General features: G+C 59.9%; 17 protein-coding genes. 2 read left to right on the top strand and 15 right to left on the bottom strand.

The window, feature by feature from the left end; translation table 11 throughout:
- Positions 1-30 precede the first annotated feature (30 nt).
- The 6 genes from AB8A33_RS19600 to AB8A33_RS19575 form a co-directional block, all read right to left on the bottom strand.
- Positions 31-924, bottom strand: a complete 894-nt coding sequence (locus AB8A33_RS19600; protein WP_439094248.1) for a DUF4344 domain-containing metallopeptidase — start codon at positions 922-924, stop codon at positions 31-33.
- 36 nt (positions 925-960) lie between these two features.
- Positions 961-1,881 (bottom strand): formate/nitrite transporter family protein, encoded by a 921-nt coding sequence (locus tag AB8A33_RS19595; protein ID WP_439094247.1) that lies wholly within the window; start codon positions 1,879-1,881, stop codon positions 961-963.
- A complete protein-coding gene (locus tag AB8A33_RS19590; protein ID WP_439094246.1) occupies positions 1,865-3,424 on the bottom strand; it encodes an aspartate:alanine exchanger family transporter in 1,560 nt (519 codons plus the stop codon). Before AB8A33_RS19590 ends, AB8A33_RS19595 begins: the two co-directional genes overlap by 17 nt.
- Before the next feature lie 80 nt (positions 3,425-3,504).
- A complete protein-coding gene (gene pflA, locus AB8A33_RS19585) occupies positions 3,505-4,332 on the bottom strand; it encodes a pyruvate formate-lyase-activating protein (RefSeq protein WP_439094245.1) in 828 nt (275 codons plus the stop codon).
- 12 nt (positions 4,333-4,344) lie between these two features.
- The gene (pflB, locus tag AB8A33_RS19580) at positions 4,345-6,615 is read right to left on the bottom strand and encodes a formate C-acetyltransferase (protein WP_439094244.1); all 2,271 of its coding nucleotides are present in this window, start codon (positions 6,613-6,615) and stop codon (positions 4,345-4,347) included.
- Positions 6,616-6,952: 337 nt separating this feature from the next.
- Positions 6,953-7,384: a hypothetical protein gene (locus AB8A33_RS19575; RefSeq protein ID WP_439094243.1), complete on the bottom strand. Its 432-nt coding sequence runs from the start codon at positions 7,382-7,384 to the stop codon at positions 6,953-6,955.
- 422 nt (positions 7,385-7,806) lie between these two features.
- Between AB8A33_RS19575 and AB8A33_RS19570 the strand changes: the two genes are divergently transcribed.
- On the top strand, positions 7,807-7,980 hold the full coding sequence (locus AB8A33_RS19570) for a hypothetical protein (protein WP_439094242.1): 174 nt from the start codon (positions 7,807-7,809) through the stop codon (positions 7,978-7,980).
- A gap of 50 nt (positions 7,981-8,030) precedes the next feature.
- Here AB8A33_RS19570 and AB8A33_RS19565 read toward each other — a convergent pair whose 3' ends face one another.
- The 4 genes from AB8A33_RS19565 to AB8A33_RS19550 all read right to left on the bottom strand — a co-directional run bounded on the left by AB8A33_RS19565 (position 8,031) and on the right by AB8A33_RS19550 (position 11,971).
- The gene (locus AB8A33_RS19565) at positions 8,031-9,623 is read right to left on the bottom strand and encodes a CYTH and CHAD domain-containing protein (protein WP_439094241.1); all 1,593 of its coding nucleotides are present in this window, start codon (positions 9,621-9,623) and stop codon (positions 8,031-8,033) included.
- A gap of 658 nt (positions 9,624-10,281) precedes the next feature.
- Positions 10,282-11,352, bottom strand: coding sequence for an LLM class flavin-dependent oxidoreductase (locus AB8A33_RS19560; RefSeq protein ID WP_439094240.1), 1,071 nt, complete (start codon positions 11,350-11,352; stop codon positions 10,282-10,284).
- Positions 11,353-11,410: 58 nt separating this feature from the next.
- Entirely contained in the window at positions 11,411-11,563 is a 153-nt protein-coding gene (locus AB8A33_RS19555) for a hypothetical protein (RefSeq protein WP_086937164.1), read from the bottom strand.
- A gap of 192 nt (positions 11,564-11,755) precedes the next feature.
- Positions 11,756-11,971 carry a hypothetical protein gene (locus AB8A33_RS19550; RefSeq protein ID WP_439094239.1) on the bottom strand — a complete coding sequence of 72 codons (216 nt, stop codon included), beginning with the start codon at positions 11,969-11,971 and terminating at the stop codon, positions 11,756-11,758.
- 557 nt (positions 11,972-12,528) lie between these two features.
- Between AB8A33_RS19550 and epsC the strand changes: the two genes are divergently transcribed.
- A complete protein-coding gene (gene epsC / locus AB8A33_RS19545) occupies positions 12,529-13,473 on the top strand; it encodes a serine O-acetyltransferase EpsC (protein ID WP_439094238.1) in 945 nt (314 codons plus the stop codon).
- Between the two features lie 111 nt (positions 13,474-13,584).
- Here the strand turns inward: epsC and AB8A33_RS19540 are convergent, their stop codons facing one another.
- The 5 genes from AB8A33_RS19540 to AB8A33_RS19520 form a co-directional block, all read right to left on the bottom strand.
- The gene (locus AB8A33_RS19540) at positions 13,585-14,394 is read right to left on the bottom strand and encodes a MetQ/NlpA family ABC transporter substrate-binding protein (RefSeq protein ID WP_439094237.1); all 810 of its coding nucleotides are present in this window, start codon (positions 14,392-14,394) and stop codon (positions 13,585-13,587) included.
- A 68-nt stretch (positions 14,395-14,462) separates the two neighbouring features.
- The gene (locus AB8A33_RS19535; protein WP_439094236.1) at positions 14,463-15,683 is read right to left on the bottom strand and encodes an acyl-CoA dehydrogenase; all 1,221 of its coding nucleotides are present in this window, start codon (positions 15,681-15,683) and stop codon (positions 14,463-14,465) included.
- A 50-nt stretch (positions 15,684-15,733) separates the two neighbouring features.
- Positions 15,734-16,744: an NrtA/SsuA/CpmA family ABC transporter substrate-binding protein gene (locus AB8A33_RS19530; RefSeq protein WP_439094235.1), complete on the bottom strand. Its 1,011-nt coding sequence runs from the start codon at positions 16,742-16,744 to the stop codon at positions 15,734-15,736.
- Positions 16,745-16,768: 24 nt separating this feature from the next.
- Positions 16,769-17,482 carry an ABC transporter ATP-binding protein gene (locus tag AB8A33_RS19525; RefSeq protein ID WP_439094234.1) on the bottom strand — a complete coding sequence of 238 codons (714 nt, stop codon included), beginning with the start codon at positions 17,480-17,482 and terminating at the stop codon, positions 16,769-16,771.
- Positions 17,479-18,267 (bottom strand): ABC transporter permease subunit, encoded by a 789-nt coding sequence (locus AB8A33_RS19520; protein ID WP_439095984.1) that lies wholly within the window; start codon positions 18,265-18,267, stop codon positions 17,479-17,481. Before AB8A33_RS19520 ends, AB8A33_RS19525 begins: the two co-directional genes overlap by 4 nt.
- Positions 18,268-18,678 lie beyond the last annotated feature (411 nt).

Genomic DNA, 18,678 nt, shown 5'->3' with positions numbered 1-18,678 from the left:
TTAAGCTGGCGACAGCGCAAAAATCAAAGTCTACTGCTGTTCGCGATTCAAACGCGCACGTCGGGCGCTGACAGTTCTCGTCCATACCTCATGAAATTTCTTGGCCGCAGTCTTGTCGATGTGCGGGCCGATCAATGTTGTCATGGCGAAGGTAACATCGTCGTAGTCTATCTCGCAGGTCTCGGCTCGCTGTTTGGGCAGGAGATCCTTTTCGACGATATCGGAGAACAGCTTCTTGTCTGCGCCGTAAGCGATACACAAGACATTGAACGCTCGCTGGGCAGGCAGCGAATGTTCATCAGAGAATTTATCACGGGCAGATTCGGTCTCCAGTGGCGGAATGTCGGTTGCGCGACGGTAGGCCGCGCCCAAGATCATTCTGCGGGCCTCGTCTTTACTCAGGCGAAGCATGATGTATGCGGAGAACTGATCGGCTGCGTCTTCCTCCCGGCCAAGCACCGGGATTTGCAGCATGTCGAAAACCGCGTGTCCGGTTTCGTGCAGGAATACATCGAGCGCGGGACCCAGGATAGTATCGGCCTTGGAGACACCGGCAGGGAGATCTCGCGTCGTCGCAGTCTTCAGAATCTCCGCCAGAAGTTCGTAGCACAGCGTCACGACTTCGTTCTCGTACCATGCGTCGGCTACACCGTCACAACTCGCGACCTTGAGTGTCAGCGGATAGGGAAGGCGGAGCGGGCTTAGCAATTGCTGCAGGTGCTCCAGAGCCTGGCCCTGTTTCATCTGATCGTAGATCGCCTGGTGTGACGGATCCTTTGGGCGAACATATTCGTATTTGATCTGGTTGGGCCTGGAACGTGGTGCCGCATCCACATTGCTGGTGGCGGCCACAGCTGCGAAGAACATGGCAGCCGCAATTGTGGCGCTTACAGCGGGTTGGTGGTGTTCGATCTGGGGCGACATTCTGCTCAGCCAATTCAAGCAATAAAATTGAACCTGCTATTTCTGATCTCGATAGGCTGCACCGAACGCCGCGCGGTAAATCGCCCAGTAGACGATGCCGACAAAGCCGGCGCCTCCCACGATGTTGCCAAGCGTCACCGGTACGAGGTTGTGAATGATACCGGCCATGGTGATCGACGATACATCGACATTCGCCGGAGCGTGACCGGTCTGGGTGATCAGCCACGCCAATGGCAGGAAATACATGTTTGCGACGCAGTGCTCGAAGCCGGCCGCAATGAACGCGGAGACCGGCAACACGACGGCAATCATCTTGTCGGTGACCGATCTGCCTGCATAAGCGAGCCAGACAGCGGCGCATACGAGGACGTTGCACAAAACGCCCTTAAAGAACAGCGTCACCAGATCGGGACGGATTTTGCCGGCTGCTGTATTCAACACCGATAGACCGATGCGGCCATCATTCATCTCGAGATGATGAGAGAAGAAGACCAGAACAATGAGGCCGAGCGCTCCAAACAGATTCCCGAACCAGACGATGGTCCAGTTGCGCAGCATCGTCCGCGTGGACACGTTTCCGCTGGCCCATGCCATGACGATCAGGTTGTTGCCGGTAAACAGCTCGGCTCCTCCCACAAGGACGAGGGCTAGCCCCAGAGAGAAGACGAGTCCACCGACGACGCGTATGGTCGCGAAGCTTAACGACGCATCGCTGGCGACGATCGTAAAGTAGAGCGCGCCGAAGCCAACACCGCCGCCTGCCACGATCGCTAGCATGAAAGACGCCAGAAGCGGCAGGTTGGCCTTTTTCACGCCGACCTTTTCGACTGCCTCCTTGATTTCGGCTGGACTGTAAGCCTGCAGATTGAAGATCGGCGGTTGCGACACGGACGCACCCTCGGCCGTTCCAATACCTTGCTCTTGATGTCCCTTCGCGGGGCTATCCACCGGCGCCACTCGTCGCCAGAAGTCCGACGATCTGCGCTGCGATCACCTTCACGAGTGTCATCGACGGGAAGATCATCGCGTAGCCGATATCCGGACGCTCGGTCGGTGCCATTTTCGTCGAATAGACCAGAATGGCGGGATTTCCGGTCGCACCGGAGGCGACGCCGACCAAGTCGTCATAGGGGATTCTCAGGACGTAATGGCCGACCAGCAGAACGATGGCCACCGTCGTCAGAAGAACGGCTACGCCGATGAACAACATTGTGAAGCCGGATTCCGCGACGGTGCGGACAAAGGGCTGTCCGGCATTGACGCCGACGGTGGCGAGAAACATCGCCAGGCCGAAATTGCGAAGAACGATGTTGGCCGGTAATGGCATGGTCCAGAGCAAGGGGCCGGTCCGACGCAGCTTGCCGAGAATGAGCGCGACGATCAGGGGCCCGCCTCCGATGCCGAGCGTGACGATTCCGATGCCCGGAATCGGGATCGGAATAAGTCCGAGCAAGACTCCGAGCACCATCCCGAGGCCGAGCGACACATAACTGAATTCGGCAGCCGCCTTCACCGTGTCGCCAAAGTGACGCCGGATCTCTTCCTTACGGTCCGGAGGCGTCAGCACACCGACCCGGTCGCCGAATTCCAGCATGAGGCCGGGTGAGGGCACGAGATCGGCATCGTATCGCCGAACGTGCAGCAGATGGGTCGGATAGCCGGCCGGCATCGGGAGGCTGGCAAGCGGTACGCCAACCACATTGGCTTTTCCGACGAAGACCCGGATGTAGTCGAGATCGGCGCGATCGCTTGCCAGCTTGCCGGGCTCCAGTTTCCCGAGTTGCGCAGCCGCGCTGGCGATTGCTTCCTCGCTTTCCGCGATGACCATCAGCGCGTCGCCTGCCGATAAAACCGTATCGGGTGCCGGAACGAGATTGCGCCCGTCCTTTCGAACCATCGTGACCTGGATGTCGGTGAGGGCGTTGCCGGTCAGTACGTCAAGCCTCTTCCCTGCAAAGGCCTGGCCTATCGAGATCTCGCCCATGTGAAAGCGCTGTGCTTTTGCAGGGAATTTGGGCTTCACGATCCGTGTCATGAAGTAGATGCAGAGAATCGGCCCGATGACCCCAAAAGGATATGCGATCGAATAGCCGATCGACGGATCCTTGTTCTTCATGACGTCGAGCGCCGCCTGAAGCGTTGCGGTGCTCGTCATCGATCCGGCATAGAGGCCAAGCGTGTGTCCGATTTTGATGCCGAAGATGTGCCCCAGCACCAGCGCAACCGCGAGGCCAGCAAGGCACGCGACGAGGGCCAGCAGGTTGTACTTCTGCCCTACGCCAAACATACCCTCGAAGAACTGGCGGCCGTAAAGGATGCCGATGCCGTACAGGAACATGATGAGGCCGGTGAGGCCGATGGGCCCGATGATCTGGGCCTTGGGCGCGAACGCGCCGATCGCAAGACCGACGAACAGGACCGCGCCGACCCCGAGCGAAAATCCGAAGATGTTGATCTGCCCGACGAGGTAGCCCACTCCAATCGCCAGAAACGCTGTCAAGATTGGCTGGCTTCCAATGATATCGCGTGCAAGATCCAACATATTTCCAAACTCCCCGAATTCGCCGAATAGTCGATTGATCAGCGTGCCTGACACCCCGCGGCGCGGAATTGTCCGAGCACCCGGTTCACCAGATCCCGGCTGGGTGGCAGCGTGTCAGCAAGCTTGTATTCGAGACCCATCGCCTTCCACTTGAACGCGCCCATCTGGTGGAAAGGCTGCACTTCCACCCACGCGACGTTCTTCATCGGTGCGACGAATTTCGCGATTCCGTCGACGTTTGCCGGATCGTCATTCTCGCCCGGGACGAGCGTGAACCGAACCCAGACCGGCTTCGACATCGAAGCCAGGCGTTCGGCGAAGCGAAGCGTTGGCGCGATGTCGCGGCCGGTCGTCCGGCGATAGGTTTCGGGATCCGAACTCTTGATGTCCAGAAGAACGAGGTCGATCTCGGACAGGTAGGCATCGTCCGCGCGATCACCCAGAAAGCCCGAGGTCTGAATGGCTGTGTGCAGGCCCATCTTCCTGGCACCAGCGAATATTCGCTGGGTGAATGCACGCTGGACCATCGGCTCGCCACCCGAGATGGTCAGCCCGCCACCGAGGGCCCGAAGAGAAGGGGCGAAATCGGCGAGACGGCTGAGCACCTGATCGGCCGAAACGTAAGTCCCGTCTTTGAGATGCCAGGTGTCCGGGTTGTGACAATACGTGCATCGCAGCAGGCAACCCGAGACGAACAGCACGGCGCGCAAGCCGGGACCGTCATAACGGGAGGACGTCTCATAGGAGTGGCAATATCCGAACGCGCCCTCCTGGTCCTTGACCTGGTCGTCGTCGGGCGCGTCGGGTGAAATCCCGACCCGGAGGTCATGACGACTTCCAGGCTCCAGTGTCTGCACCGTCGACATGGTGCACCTCGCTCAGATCTGGCCGTGGAAGGTGCGGCTGATTACATCACGCTGCTGCTCCGGCGTCAGCCGGACGAAATTCACGGCGTAACCTGAAACCCGGATTGTGAGTTGCGGATACTTGTCCGGGGTCTTCATCGCGTCCTCGAGCGTCTCCCTGTCGATCACGTTCAGGTTCATGTGGAATCCGCCGCGATCGAAATAGACGTCGAAGGCTTTGACGGCCTCATCGACGAGTTGATCATCCGACAGATGAGCCTTTTGGGGAGCGACCGAAACCGTGTAGCTGATGCCGTCCTGCGCATCCTTGTAGGGAAGTTTTGCGACCGAGAGACAGGAAGCGAGCCAGCCATGGCTATCGCGACCGTGCATTGGATTGGCGCCAGGTCCGAACGGCTCACCTTTTCGCCGTCCGTCGGGGGTATTTCCCGTGGCCTTGCCGTAGACGACGTTGGAGGTGATCGTGAGCACGCTCTGGGTATGCGTTGCGTTGCGGTAGGTCGGATGCTTGCGGATCTTCTCCATAAAGCTGGTCACGAGGGCTGATGCGATTTGATCGACCCGGTCGTCGTTATTGCCAAACTGCGGCGTCGACTTGTTACCCTCGTTCTGGAAATCGACGATAAGTCCTGTTGCGTCCCGCGTAACGCGGATCTTTCCGTATTTGATAGCGCTGAGACTATCGGCAACCACCGAAAGACCTGCGATCCCGAACGCCATCGTGCGCAGGATGTCGCGATCATGGAGCGCCATCTCCAGACGCTCATAAAAATACTTGTCGTGCATGTAGTGGATGCAATTCATCGCGTGGACGTAAATCTTGGCGAGCCACTCCATCGTGGTATCGAACTTGGCCATGACGTCGTCGAAATCGAGGAATTCACCGACCACGGGCTGCGATTTCGGGGCAATCTGTTCGCCAGATACTTCGTCTCGACCGCCATTGATGGCGTAAAGCAGCGCCTTCGCCAGGTTGACCCGAGCGCCGAAGAATTGCATCTGCTTTCCAAGGCGCATCGCCGAAACGCAACAGGCGATTCCGTAATCGTCTCCCCAGAATGGCCGCATCAGATCGTCATTCTCGTACTGAAGCGAGGAGGTATCCTTGCTCACCTTCACGCAATAGCGCTTGAAGGGGGCCGGCATTTTCGTCGACCAAAGCACTGTAATGTTTGGTTCGGGCGCCGGGCCGAGATTGTTAAGTGTGTGCAGCATCCGATAGCTGCTTCGGGTCACCAGTGCCCGGCCATCCAGATCCATTCCGCCAACACATTCGGTCGCCCAATAGGGGTCGCCACTGAACAGTGCATCGTAATCAGGCGTGCGGAGGAAGCGCACGATACGGAGTTTCTGGACAAGCTGGTCCCAAAGCTCTTGCGCGTGGGTTTCGTCCAGAACGCCGGCTTTCAGGTCCCGGTCGATATAAATATCGAGGAAGCTCGATATACGGCCGATCGACATCGCTGCGCCGTTGGCTTCCTTGATGGCGCCCAGATAAGCGAAATAGGTCCACTGAAATGCTTCCTGTGCATTCGCTGCGGGCTTGGATATATCGTGACCGTAGAGCTTCGCCATGGATGCAAGATCAGTCAGCGCGCGCATCTGCTCCGACAGCTCTTCGCGCGTCCGGATGATTTCATCGGTGGGCCACATATCGTTGATCTGCGCGCGCTCTGCCCGCTTCACCTCAAGAAGGCGGTCGGTTCCATACAGAGCCACCCGGCGATAGTCGCCGATAATGCGGCCACGCCCGTAAGAGTCGGGCAGGCCGGTGACGATCCCCGATCGGCGACAGTTCATGATCTCGGGTGTGTAGACGTCGAACACGCCGTCATTGTGCGATTTGCGATATTTCGTGAATGCTTCGTGCACGCGCGCGTCAGGTTTGAAGCCCGCAGCTTCCAGGCCGTTCTCGACCATCCTGAGGCCGCCGAAGGGAAAGATCGCGCGCTTGAAGGGTTTATCTGTCTGCAGGCCGACGACGACTTCGTTATCCTTGTCGATATAACCGGCATCGTGCGCCAGCATGGTTGAAGGCGAGGCGGCATCGACCGCTAGCACGCCCTTCTTTCTCTCATCCGCAAAGTAGGGCTGCAGCTTCGCCCAGACCGCCTTTGTGCGCTGTGAGGGTCCAGCCAGGAAGTCCTCGTTGCCGGTGTAAGGCGTGACGTTGCGGACAATGAAATCGCGAACGTTGATCGAGGTCTGCCAGTCTCCTGGCCGAAATCCCTTCCAGCAATCCCCAGTGTCGGCTTCCTTCCTGAGAGCGGCACTTGCTTTCATGGTACGTCTCCGTCCGATGCATTCTTGATTGGTGGGCCCGATGGAGCTGATCCATACGAGCAACGGTGACGTATCTTGGTCTGGCCGAGGTGCTGACGTTTGATCTGGATCAAGCTGATGCAGACATCGCTGCATCGACACACGCCGTGCCTATCAACGCTTTTGCCGATCCGGGCTGTCGTTGATTCTGACAACGCCCTTTGTCGGCCGCGCGCGGAGGAGGGTCTGTAATGCAGGCGTTATTCTCGGGGAGTGCGATTCGACCGAATCGTCATTCTCGCTTCGCAGCGAACGTTGTGCACTGCGTGCGTAGCTTAACGGGCGTTACGGGCAAGGATTACCACCCGTAATAACCGCGCCTGATGCCATAGCGAGGATAATAGCCACCGGACCCATAGGGAGCGCAGTAGTCAGAAGCATACGCACCGCTATATGCGTAGCTGCTGCCATAAGGGGATCCGCCGCTGTAATAGGAGTAACCGTCGCCGTAATAGGCCGAACGTGCGATCGCGCCGCCCACGACCGCGCCGGTGGCGGCTGCGCCCCAGCCCCGGTAGCCCCGATATCCCCAGCCGCGATAGCCGCCCCAACCTCGGTAACCCCCGCCACCGTACCAGCGGCCGTAGCGCACTTGCAGCACGGGCGTGTCTATCGCGATCTTCATCGCGGCGACATTGGTCGGCAGTGGCGCGGCCTTGGTAGTTGAGGCAGCGATACCGACGACGGTGATGGCAGATGCAGCAACAACCGTTGCCTTGATGCAGTTCATAACGTCCTCCCCATGGTTGAGACGGAACGAATTGAGCCGAGCGATGCTCCATCTTTCGTTGAAAGCAGCTCAAGGGTGACACGATGGTTCCTGCACCCAAGAGCAGGACCTTGACCTAGATCAACGTAGCCACTTCTGACCGGTCACTATTGGGCCAGGAAGGCGTGAGTCGGTCGACTTCGACTGGTTCGCTGTAGTTGCGATCCGGCCAGCGTAATTCTGTATAGATCTCTCTGTCGCGAGCCAATTGGCGGTTGGCTGGCGGATCGGCTGAGCTGTACTGCCGTTCGAATGTAAGGTCGTTGCAAGAACCGTTTACGCTGCGTGCTGACCATTGCGCGTCCGTCTGGCCCAACGGATTTGTCGATCTTGTCGGATTGCATGAGCCATTCGCAGCTGTGCAAACTGAAAGAGGGTTCAAGATGGCTGAAACACCTAGACTCTCCGTAGAGAAGGCCCTGCAGAAATTGCGTGAAAGCGACGCTAAATCGGATAGCGCATCGCGCGCCTCAAAGATCGATGCGCTGGATGAAGAAATAAAGCGCATGAGAGCGCAGCGTCTGCGACTGGAACGGAAGCCGCCCAAGCGCGACTAGGCCTCAGATAAGGCGTCCAGAATCTTCAGCGCGGGAGTTTCGCAAGTCCTTTACCGGCCCCAGAATGCTTGCGTCGCCTTGAAGCGTCGCCATTTCTTGCGCAGCGTTTTCGCCGCTGCAATCTCGTCGCGGGCCTGCCAGCCGGTCACCGTGCCGATGGCGAGATGAAGCGCGGCCTGATCGTCTTGCCCAATAGAACCGAGCAATCCGTGGATACTTGCGATGTCGCACACGCGTCCCAGACTCTTCTGGAGCCTGGCGAGCCGGGCCACGTAGCGCTTGGCGGGCCCATGGCCGGTGTAAAGTGGCAAGAAGAATTCGGCCGCATAGCGCAGCCTCTTGAGCTGGATCCTGAGACTGTGCCGTGCAGCGGTGTCGAGCTGCCGGAAGTGCGCGCCGCGCTTGCGCACCTTCCGCTGCTGTCGCGCCAGAATTTTGTCGGCGAGCGCCGGCATCGGCTGCGACAGGACAGCCAGCGCATCGCTGTCGATATCGTTGCGCCAGCTGCGGCGCTCGACCCAGTGCCCGAGCGAAAGCAGAAAACGGCTGTAGCGCGGATCGTCGAGAACCGCCTGCAGGCTACCGTAGCTCGACTTGCGCTGCCGCTCGATTGCCTCGCGCAAGCCGCTGAAGTCGATCTCCGGTGTTGTCGTCGCCACGCGAGAAACGATCGTGGTCGCGAAAACGTCCCAATCACGGGTCTGGCCGAGCTGTCGCATCAGCCACCTCGCTTCGCTGTTGATCGCCTCGAACGAGGGCGACGGGATCTCGCGCCGGAACAGCGCACAGATCGTGCGCAGACGGCGCAGAGCGATGCGCATCTGGTGCACGCCTTCGGGATCGGATCTCTCCTTTGCCACCGGGTGGTTGCGCAAGAGATGATGCCAGCAAGCGCCCCCCAGCAGCGCAATGACGTCGTCAACCGCGTGCTCGGCAGTGATGTTGATGGGTTCGGCTTTCGCCGCCGGCTGCACGACATCGAACGCCAGCGCATAGCCGCGTTCTGCCTTGCTCTGTGTGCCGACCTGCAGTGGCGCCGCGTCGAGCAACTGCGTTCCGAGATCAAACAGCGCGCCGGCGTTGCCGCTTTTCAATTCGAGCTCGATCTCGGACAGGATTTCTTGACGCGTACCGGCTTCGATAGTCCCCACGTCGAAGGCGATTTCAACTGACGCGTCAGGCAGATCGAGCTGCCGTGCATGCCGGCGAACTCTCGTCGCAAACGCTGGCACAAGCGCATCGGGCGTAAGCGTCGTCAGCGGATCGCCGATCTCGGTGACAGGAAGCTGCGCCAGATCGGGAGTCATGCCGTCAACCGACGTTTCCCACTGCCGTCGCGCCAACGGTCGCCCGATGTCGGGCAGCAGTTTCAGCGTCTGAATGAAGTGCTTGCCGCTGCGCCGCACGCGCAGCGACATGCCGCGTTGAAACAGAGCTCTCTCCGGTGTGTCGTAATAAACTGTCTCCAGCCGGCGAACCACGCCGCGATTGCGCGCATGCTGTACGATGAGGGGCATCTCGCGCAGCTTTTCCAGGATAGCTTGCGGCGCCAGCAGCTTAAGTTCGATTTCCGCCTGTTCGCCCGGTCGTACAGCAATTGCTGCGCCAGCAGGATCGGGCACGATTGGCTGCTGGGCGTTCAACGGGAACTCCATCGGAAGCGCGCATAATATTTTATGACAATAGCAAGACATGCCCAAGATGGCGATGGGATGACGCTGCAAACTGCAATGGTAATTCTGGATCGACTGGGACGAGCGGGACTCAGGGCTGTTCGAATGGTGCGAACGCCCACGTCCGTGAAAAGCAAAAAGCTGCCTCAGTTGGCGGTCTTAATTTGCTTTTCGCTTGGCGGTTTGATCGGGATCTGCGCTACGGGATCGGTCACGACTGGGGATGATCTACCTTCGGATGGCTTATCATCGGAGGCGTGACTTCTGATTGTCTCGAGCACCAGAAAAAACTTCTCGGCAAGCATGGCAGTAACCTCGCTGGCGAAGTATCTCCATCATTACTTGAGTCGAGTTATTGAAAATTCAATCACTTACGGCAGGTCGCCGCAATTAAATTCACGCGCCAGAGTATCGCGAGCGGGGCAGCGATATCCGCCTGGTTTACCTCGTCTGAACGAAAGCGATCCGACGGAAGCTGGCGCTGCATTCCGGACGGGTTATATCGTCTGTCTGGAAGCGCGAATGGCCGCAAAGCGGGGACTTCGGTACGATGAAGCCTGAAGACGCTCCAAGAAATTATATAATAATTTCAAATATATAGTGGCTATCAGATTTCAGCTTCTGTGAATCAATCTCGAAGCAAAGGCAGGAGTATTTTGCCTTGCCGCTCGATCTCCGCCAGATAGGGCGTGTCGGACAGGATAAAATACTTAATTCCGAGATCGCGGTATTTCTGCAGCGAGCTGGCCACTTCGGATGCCGAACCGACCAGCCAGGTAGTGCCGGCGCCGGCTGCGCCGAATTTTCCTGGTGCCGTATAGAGGTTGTCGTCGAGAACATCGCCGCGCGCCTGCAGGTCGAGCAGTCGCCGTTGGCCGATGGCGATTGCGGGGCCGTGGTCGTTCCAGCCTGCGCCTGCTTTTTTCGCCATGTCGGCAACCTTGGCTTCCGCCGCAGCCCAGGCCTCGGCGGAGCTCTCGCGGACAAGCGTCGTGATCCTGAGACCAAACTCCAAAGGCGGGAGATCCCGATCAAGGCGCTGACTCAAGCTCTTGAGCCGCTCGATACGCTGCTTTACGTCGCCGAGCGGTTCGCCCCAGAACAGCTGGACATCGGCTTCGGTTGCGGCGACATGCTCGGCCGCGTCCGACGCCCCGCCGAAATACAGCTTCGGATGTCGGCGATTGCCGCGCTGGATGATGCGCGGCGCCGCAGTCGAGTCAGAGACACGGAAATGTGCGCCGGAATAGGTGACGTTCTCTTCCGTCCACAGCCGCCGGACGATGCGCATGAATTCCTTGGTCCGCGCATATCGCTGCGACGAGTCGGCTTCGTCATCCCCGTAAGCCGCCAGATTGTCCTTGCCGGAGACGATATTGATGCGAACCCGACCACCGCTCAATTGATCCAGTGTGGCTGCGGCAGATGCAAAATGCGCCGGCTGCCAATAGCCCGGACGGATGGCTATAAGCGGCTCGAAACGCGTTGTTCGGGCCGCCAGCACTGACGCGACGGTGAACGTGTCCGGTCTTCCCCAGCCGGTTCCGATCAACGCGCCTTTCCACCCATGACGCTCCAGCGCTTGTGCCTGGTCGGCAAGCGTCTCGACGCTGTTGTGGTTTGGATCGACGACGTCGCCGCGGTGACCTGCCTTCACGTCATTCGGGATGTACCAAAGAAACTCCGAACGATCGCTCATGATGTCCCCTGACGATGGGATCGCATGTTTGCATGCGGCTCACCGTCCCGTGCCGTTGTCAAAATGGGCGCACCGATGTCGCGCCGAACACGATGGCTGCGATCAGCGCAAATGCGCCGTAAACGGCGGCCGTGTGCAGGCGCACCGCTGTGCGGTTCGACGACGCGCGCGCACGGTTATGCAACCGGGCTTCCGCCGATAGTTCACGCATCATCTTTCTCCAACGCCATTTGCAGGTAACAAAGCGATAAATCCGGTCTACGCAAGCGCGCGCCAGAAATAATGATGATCAGCACGTCGGGGCGTTCCGGCGTGGAGTAATATTCTCCATGCCGTCTGCGCCGGGCAATTTTGTTCGTTCGACGCTGATTGTCATTCTGGTCGGGCGAGGACAGTCTCGACCTCAGCGGGCCGTGACGATACGGGATTGGCTAGCCTTGTGACTTCGCTGGTCCATAAGTGCCTTCGCTGCGCGTTCCGCTGCACGGGCCGATCCGAAATGATCGCCTTCGAGCGTGTCGAAGGCAGGCTCTGATGAAAAGAAGCGAAATCCGCGCTCTTCGGCGACGACGATTCCGGCAGTGCGATTGAAGACTTCGATGACATAGGCATTGGACATGCGCGTTCTGTTCGCCGCCGAGGCAGCGATCCTATCCGTGAGTGATGGGATGTTCGGTGTGAGCTTTACGCCGGAATCAACAACACGCGCCGGTGGCCGCGGACACGCAGCGGCGGGTTACGCGCTTGCGCAACTGGCTCACTACTGTTGTCTCATATGCGGTCATGCAGGCATTCCGAAGTGCATAATCTATGTCGCGAATATCCGACGGCGACGGTCGTTCGTCAATGAAATGGCCATCCAAATTTAGTGGCACCGCAACGACGACGATGCTGTGCGCAGGCATGTGCGGCGAATGAACCACTGTTTGGCGACGGTAGCAGCCATCCGACCACGACGAGATCATCGCGCTGCGTAACGTGCACGGGCTTGGGAGCTGCGCATATGCCGGTTCTGGTGCTTGATAACGGTCGTATCGGAAGCGAAGGCACGTGACGTGAGGTCGGCGCGTGAGAAGGAAGCATGGACGTATCGAAAATGCTGCACTTTTGGAATTCCTTGTCCTCGGCTCATGAGTCACAGTTGCAGCTGCGTGAGATCGCAACAGGGGAGCAGCGATGTCGAGGGTTGCCGACGACGTCAAACAAGACACAGGTCGGGACGGTCCGGCGCCACTTTGGGACTTGGGTGCGATCGTTGCGGGGCTGCGCGAGTCCCGCGACGTTTCCCATAATATCTGGCAGCGTGGGCCGAGCAGACGGGCGCCGTCGCGCGAAGTCCTCGCGGAGGTGCTCAAGAGCCTCACCGAGGCATTGTTTCCCCGGCATTACGGCCGCTCCGATTTCGGCACCGAAAGCATCGATGCGTTTGTCGAAGGCAAACTGGGCGCTGCGCTGGATGGCTTGCTCGAGCAAGTCTATCGCGGGCAGACTTTCGTTTCCGACGGCGCGCCGACCGAGCGACATTTCGAGGATGCCGTTGCGTCGACGCGCGACTTCGCCGCCCGGCTGCCGGAGATCCGAGGCAGGCTGGTCAGCGATCTCAGGGCCGCCTTCGTGGGAGATCCTGCTGCGACGAGCTTTCCCGAAATCCTGATTGGCTATCCAGGCATGGTGGCGATCATCCATCACCGCGTCGCGCACCTGCTTTACAATCTCGGGGCGACGATGGTGGCGCGGTTGATTGCCGAGCTGGCGCATAGCGCAACAGGAATCGACATCCACCCGGGCGCGCGTCTTGGCGCCAGCATCTTCATCGACCATGGCACCGGCGTCGTGATTGGCGAAACCGCCATCGTCGGCGATCGCGTCCGAATCTATCAGGCGGTCACGCTCGGAGCCCGGCACTTCCCCACCGATCACGAGGGCAAGGCCATCAAGGGCAATGCGCGCCATCCGATCATCGAGGATGATGTCATCATCTATGCAGGCGCGACCATCCTGGGACGCATCGTGGTCGGAATCGGCTCCACCATCGGTGGCAATGTCTGGTTGACCGAAGACGTACCGCCCAACAGTTTCGTGACGCAGGCATCGGTGCGCAGCAAGATCAGCCCGCGATGATGGTGGATAGCCGCTGCGCTGGTACCCTGCCGCTGTCGCGACAGGCGCGGCCCGTGGTCGGGCCATGCCACATCGCGTCAGGGAGGACAGGCGAGCTGCCCTCCCGTTGGGTTACCAGGCGGCGAGGATTGAGCCGTTGAACTTGGTACGGATGAAATCCTTCACCGACTGCGAACGATAGATCGAGATGAACTTCTTGATCTGCGGATCGTCTTTGCGATCGTCACGCGCGGCGAAGACGAGGGTATAATATGGCTTGGCTTCGACGACGCTGGTCTCGGCCGCAAGCGCCTTGTTGAGGTCCAGGCCAGCGAGATAGGCGTAGTTGGATGACACAAAGGCCGCTGCGACGTCGTCGAGAGACCGCGGCAGCTGGGCCGCGTCGATTTCAACGATCTGCAGCTTCTTCGGATTTTCAGTCACATCGAGAATACTCGCCGAGAGGCCGGCATCGGTCTTCAACTTGAGCAGTCCAGCGGTCTGAAACAGCAACAATGCGCGCGCTGCATTGGTCGGATCGTTGGGGATGGCGATCTTGGCCCCGTCCGGAATGTCGGAGGCCTTGGTGTATTTCTTGGAGAAGACGCCGGCCGGCACCAGGATCGATTCATCGAGGGCGGAGAGCTTGTAACCGCGAGCCTTCGATTGATTGGCGAGATAGAAGCGGTGCTGGAAGTTGTTGAGGTCGATGTCGCCTGCCTGCAGCGCTGCATTGGGCTGGTTCCAGTCGTTGAACTCGATGATCTCCGCCTTCAGTCCCTCTTTCTCGGACAGCCGCGCAGCCTCGCGAAGAATGTCACCATAGGGCCCTGCCGAAACGCCGACCTTGAGCGGCTTGTCGGCGGCGTTGGCCTGCAGGGCGGGTAGTGACAGTGCAAGCGCTGACAGGGAGAGAATGAGAAATCGAGATGCAGCTTTCATGATGTGTCCAGGTTGGGAATGAAGTGAATGTATCGCGCTCGCTGCGATCCCGCAGCGTTCGGGATTGCCTAGAAGAAGCCCTTGGCCGGCAACGGCGTGCCGTTGACCTCGTATGCGCCGATCGCCTGTGCCTTGTAGGTCACCGGGTTGTGCGACGACAGCGTTCGCGCATTGCGCCAGTGGCGGTCGAGGTTGTCGGACTTCTTGGTCGCCGATGCGCCGCCGGCATCGAACAGCAGGCTGCCACTGCGGATGGCCAGTTCGTCGACCACGATCTTGGCCTTGGAGGATGCGAGGGCGGCATCCAGCGCCGGCCTGGTGTCTTCGCGATTTGGAGCATTGCTCGATACGTCGAGCGCGTCGGCCGCGGCCAGCACGGTGGCTTCTGCCGCGAACGCGTTGCTTGCGATCTGGCCAACAGTCTGCTGCAGGATAGGGTCCTCGCGCGGACGAAGAGTGGGCGCGTAATAGAAGCTACGCGCGCGCCGCCTGACCAGGTCGCTGGCATCACGCAGGACAGCGGCGGCGATGCCGGCATTGATGGCAGTCAGGTAGAGTTGCGCGAACGTGTTCTGATAGGCGGCCCCATAACCGATATTCGGCTGATCGAAGATCAGTTCGGCTGCTTCGACCCGGACGTTGCGGAAATGCGTGGTGCCGCTTCCGGTCAGGCGCTGGCCCGAACCGTCCCAGTCATCGACCAGCTCGATGCCTTCGCGTTTGACCGGAATGATCGTCGTCGCGAGCGCTTGGTTGCCATCAGCGACGCGCACCAGCACGTAGTCCGCATAGAGCGTGCCGGTGCTGTAATATTTGGTGCCGTTAAGGCGGTAGCCATCGCCATCCGGCGTGACAGTGGTCGCGGGAGCAATGTCTCCCACCTGCGAACTGCCAAGCTCCGTGGTGGCGAGGCCAATGATGGCGCCGGCCGCGACGTCGTCGCGCCACTTGCGGTTCTGCGCGCTTGGCGGCGAGGCCAGCAGGCGCTCGACCACGCTATAGTGATTGCGCAGGATATGCGCGACATTGGCGTCGGCCTCCGCCAGCTTGATGACCGCAGCGAGCAGTTCACGCACCGTACTGCCGCCGCCGCTCTCGGCCTTGGGAATGCGGAGCGCGCCGATCCGCGATCGACGGATCAACTCGATGATGTCGTAAGGCAGAACACGGTCGTGCTCGCGCTCTGCCTCGCCCTGCGCGATGTGATCAAGCAGCTGCTGCAGACTGGACGAGCCGATCTGGATCGGCTGCGACACGTCGAACGCGTGGTGCGGTGCGGGCTTGTTCATGGGATTCCTTCTCGGCGATTCCGGTGGGAGGATCGAACGGGGATTGACGCTTAAAGACTGGCCAGATGATCCGAGACGGTGACGGACTCGGGCAGGACCTTTCGCTCGGTCAGCCAGTTCGCGGCGGTTTGCAGCTCTCCGACGAATTTCTTGTCGGAAACCGGAATGAGCGTGTAGTTGCGCTTGCGTTCAATGAACTGGTCGCGAATTCGGTCGTCGTACTTCGCAACCTTCTGGATGAGATGTTCGGCCTCGGTGGTGTTCTTGTTGACCCACTGCGCTTCCTTCTCGTAGGCCGCGTTGAGCGCCCGCACGATGGCCGGATTGTCCTTCGCGAACTTGCGTGACGTCACGTAAGAGGAGAAGTCGATCTGGAACGGCAGGTCGCGTCCCTCAAGGAAAACGTCGTGAGCCTTGTAGTCCAGCCGCGCGATATCGACGCCCGGCGACCACATCGACCAGGCATCCACCTTGCCGGATGCGAGCGCCGGCGCGGCGTCCGGCGGATTGAGATAGACGAATTTCACCTTAGAGCGGTCGACCTTATGCTTCTCGAGCGCTGCGATGAGCAGGAACTCGCCAAGCCCCGACCGGTTGACCGCGACCGATTTGCCGACAAGGTCCTCGACCTTGTTGAGGCCGGAATCATCCTTGGCGATGATCGCCGTCGTGCGCGGCTCGTAGAGCACGAATTGGGTGAAGACGAGCGGCGAGCCGGCGATGATGGCTGCCAGCGCAGGCGTGGTGCTGCCGCCAAAGCCGAAATCAGCACTGTCGCCGGTCACGGCCTGCAAGGTCGGCGCGTGGTTCGGGAACGGGCCGAGCCATTCCACCTTGATATCGTCTTTGGCGAGTGCCTTCTCGAACTCGCCGCGTTCTTTGGCGATCAGCGTGAGGCCGTGATAGCCCCAGGTGAGACGGACCTTGTCGGTCTTTCGCCCGGTGTTTTGCGCGATGGCGTCGTCAGGGCTGGCGAAATGAATGCCGGCATAGGCGCTGACCCCAGCCATCGCGAGACTGAGAAAATCCCGGCGTGACGATGTGAAGAACGGTTTTGACATGAGAAAACTTCCTGTGAGGTGGAATCAGGCGACCTGGAGATTGGTGGCGACGCCGAGTTCGCGAAGCAGTTGATCGCGGGATGCAGCCGGCTCGCCATGAGTACTGGCGCGATGCTCGGACGCGATCACGCCGTTGCGCATCACCAGAATTCGGTCGGCCAGAGCAATTGCCTCATCGACGTCATGTGTAACGAGAAGGACGCCGGGCTGGTGGCGGGCGACAAGCTCCTTGACCAGCACATGCATGCGAATTCGCGTCAGCGCGTCCAGTGCCGCGAAGGGTTCGTCGAGCAACAGCAGCCGGGGCTCCTGCACCAGTGCGCGGGCGAGGGCGACGCGCTGCGCCTGTCCGCCAGACAGATTACGCGGCCAGTCGTCCAGCCGGTCGCCGAGTCCGACCTCAACCAGGGCAGCGGCGGCACGCTTGCGCGGATCCGCGCCGGGAAGGCCGAGCGAGACATTCTGCCAGAGCGTGTCCCAGGGCAGCAGGCGATGTTCCTGAAACACCACGGCAGGTCGCCCAGGCGCATCGATATGTCCGCCTTGGATCGGATCGAGGCCGGCGAGGGCGCGCAGCAAGGTTGTCTTGCCACAGCCGCTTTCGCCGAGAAGTGCGACGAATTCGCCGCGTCCGATGCGGAGATCCAGCCTGTCGATCACCACCCGCGGGCCATAGGCGCGCGTCAGACTGCTCACGGTTACCGCGGTTTCGCTTGATGTCACGGATGTCGGGCTCATGATCGCGTGCCCTTGCCATAGTTCGGATGCCAGGCGAGCAGCCTGCGTTCGAGCAGTCGGGCGATGGAATCGGCGGCAACGCCGATCAGCGCATAGATCACGATGGTCAGCACGATGACGTCGGTGCGCAGGAATTCGCGGGCGTCCATGGCGAGGAACCCGAGGCCCGATTGCGCGCCGACGGTTTCGGCCACCACAAGCGCCAGCCATGCCGTCGCCAGCGAATAGCGGACACCGGTGAGGATCGATGGCAGCGCGCCGGGCAGGATGATGCGCCGGATCAATTGCAGCGTGGACAATCCTTGCACGCGGCCGAGCTCGACCAGCTTCGGATCGATCTGGCGAATGCCGAGCGTGGTGTTGATATAGATCGGAAAGGCGACGCCGAGCGAGACCAGAAAGATCTTCTGTCCTTCACCGACGCCGAACCAGACGATGACGAGTGGTACGAGGGCGAGGAACGGGATCGCGCGGATCATCTGCACGCCACGATCGATCAATGCTTCGGCGATGCGCGAGAAGCCCACCAGCGTGCCGAGGATGAAGCCGATGCTGCCGCCGATTGCAAAGCCCGCGGCCGCACGCAGCAGGCTGACGCCAAGGTCGTTCAGCAGCGAGCCGGATAAAGTCAGCTTCCACGCCGTGCGCAGCACCTTCGAGGGTGCAGGAAGCACTTGTGGTGACAGCCAACCAGCCTGCGCCAATGCCTCCCAAACGACGATGAGAATAACGGGCGCGATCCAGGACAGGACGATCAGATTTGGCTTCAGGCCGGGTTTGGCAATGGCGGAAGCGTGGCGCGCGGGTGTCGGCGTTGCGGGCGCGCGATACTCCTGTTGAATGACGAAGTCGACGTTGCTCACCCTGCCATCCATTGCTGCAGTTCTGAAATTCAGTGGCGATGATAGAGCAACGAAAAGCGCAGCGTCTTCAGTTTCTTCGGCGAAACCATTCTCCGTGCGATATTAGATCAGTTTGATATCCGCGCGACGCGATTGGGAGGCGAACGATCTTTTGCAGCGCTTGTTTTTGGAAAATGAAGCTGCGTGTTGCCTTGAAATTCAATCGGCTCGAAGCGCGGTGGAATTTTCTTGTGTGCTGCAAGTCATGCGAAGAAAAAGTTTCTCGTTCGATCCGCGCTATTTTGCCGCCGATGTCATGAGCGCATGGCGGTGCTTGCACTGTCGTGTGCGGAT

Origin of the sequence: Tardiphaga sp. 813_E8_N1_3 (assembly GCF_051811025.1) — a bacterium.
Lineage (GTDB): Bacteria > Pseudomonadota > Alphaproteobacteria > Rhizobiales > Xanthobacteraceae > Tardiphaga.
The sequence above is the reverse complement of the archived record's forward strand: the minus strand, read 5'-3'. Positions and strand labels throughout refer to the sequence as shown.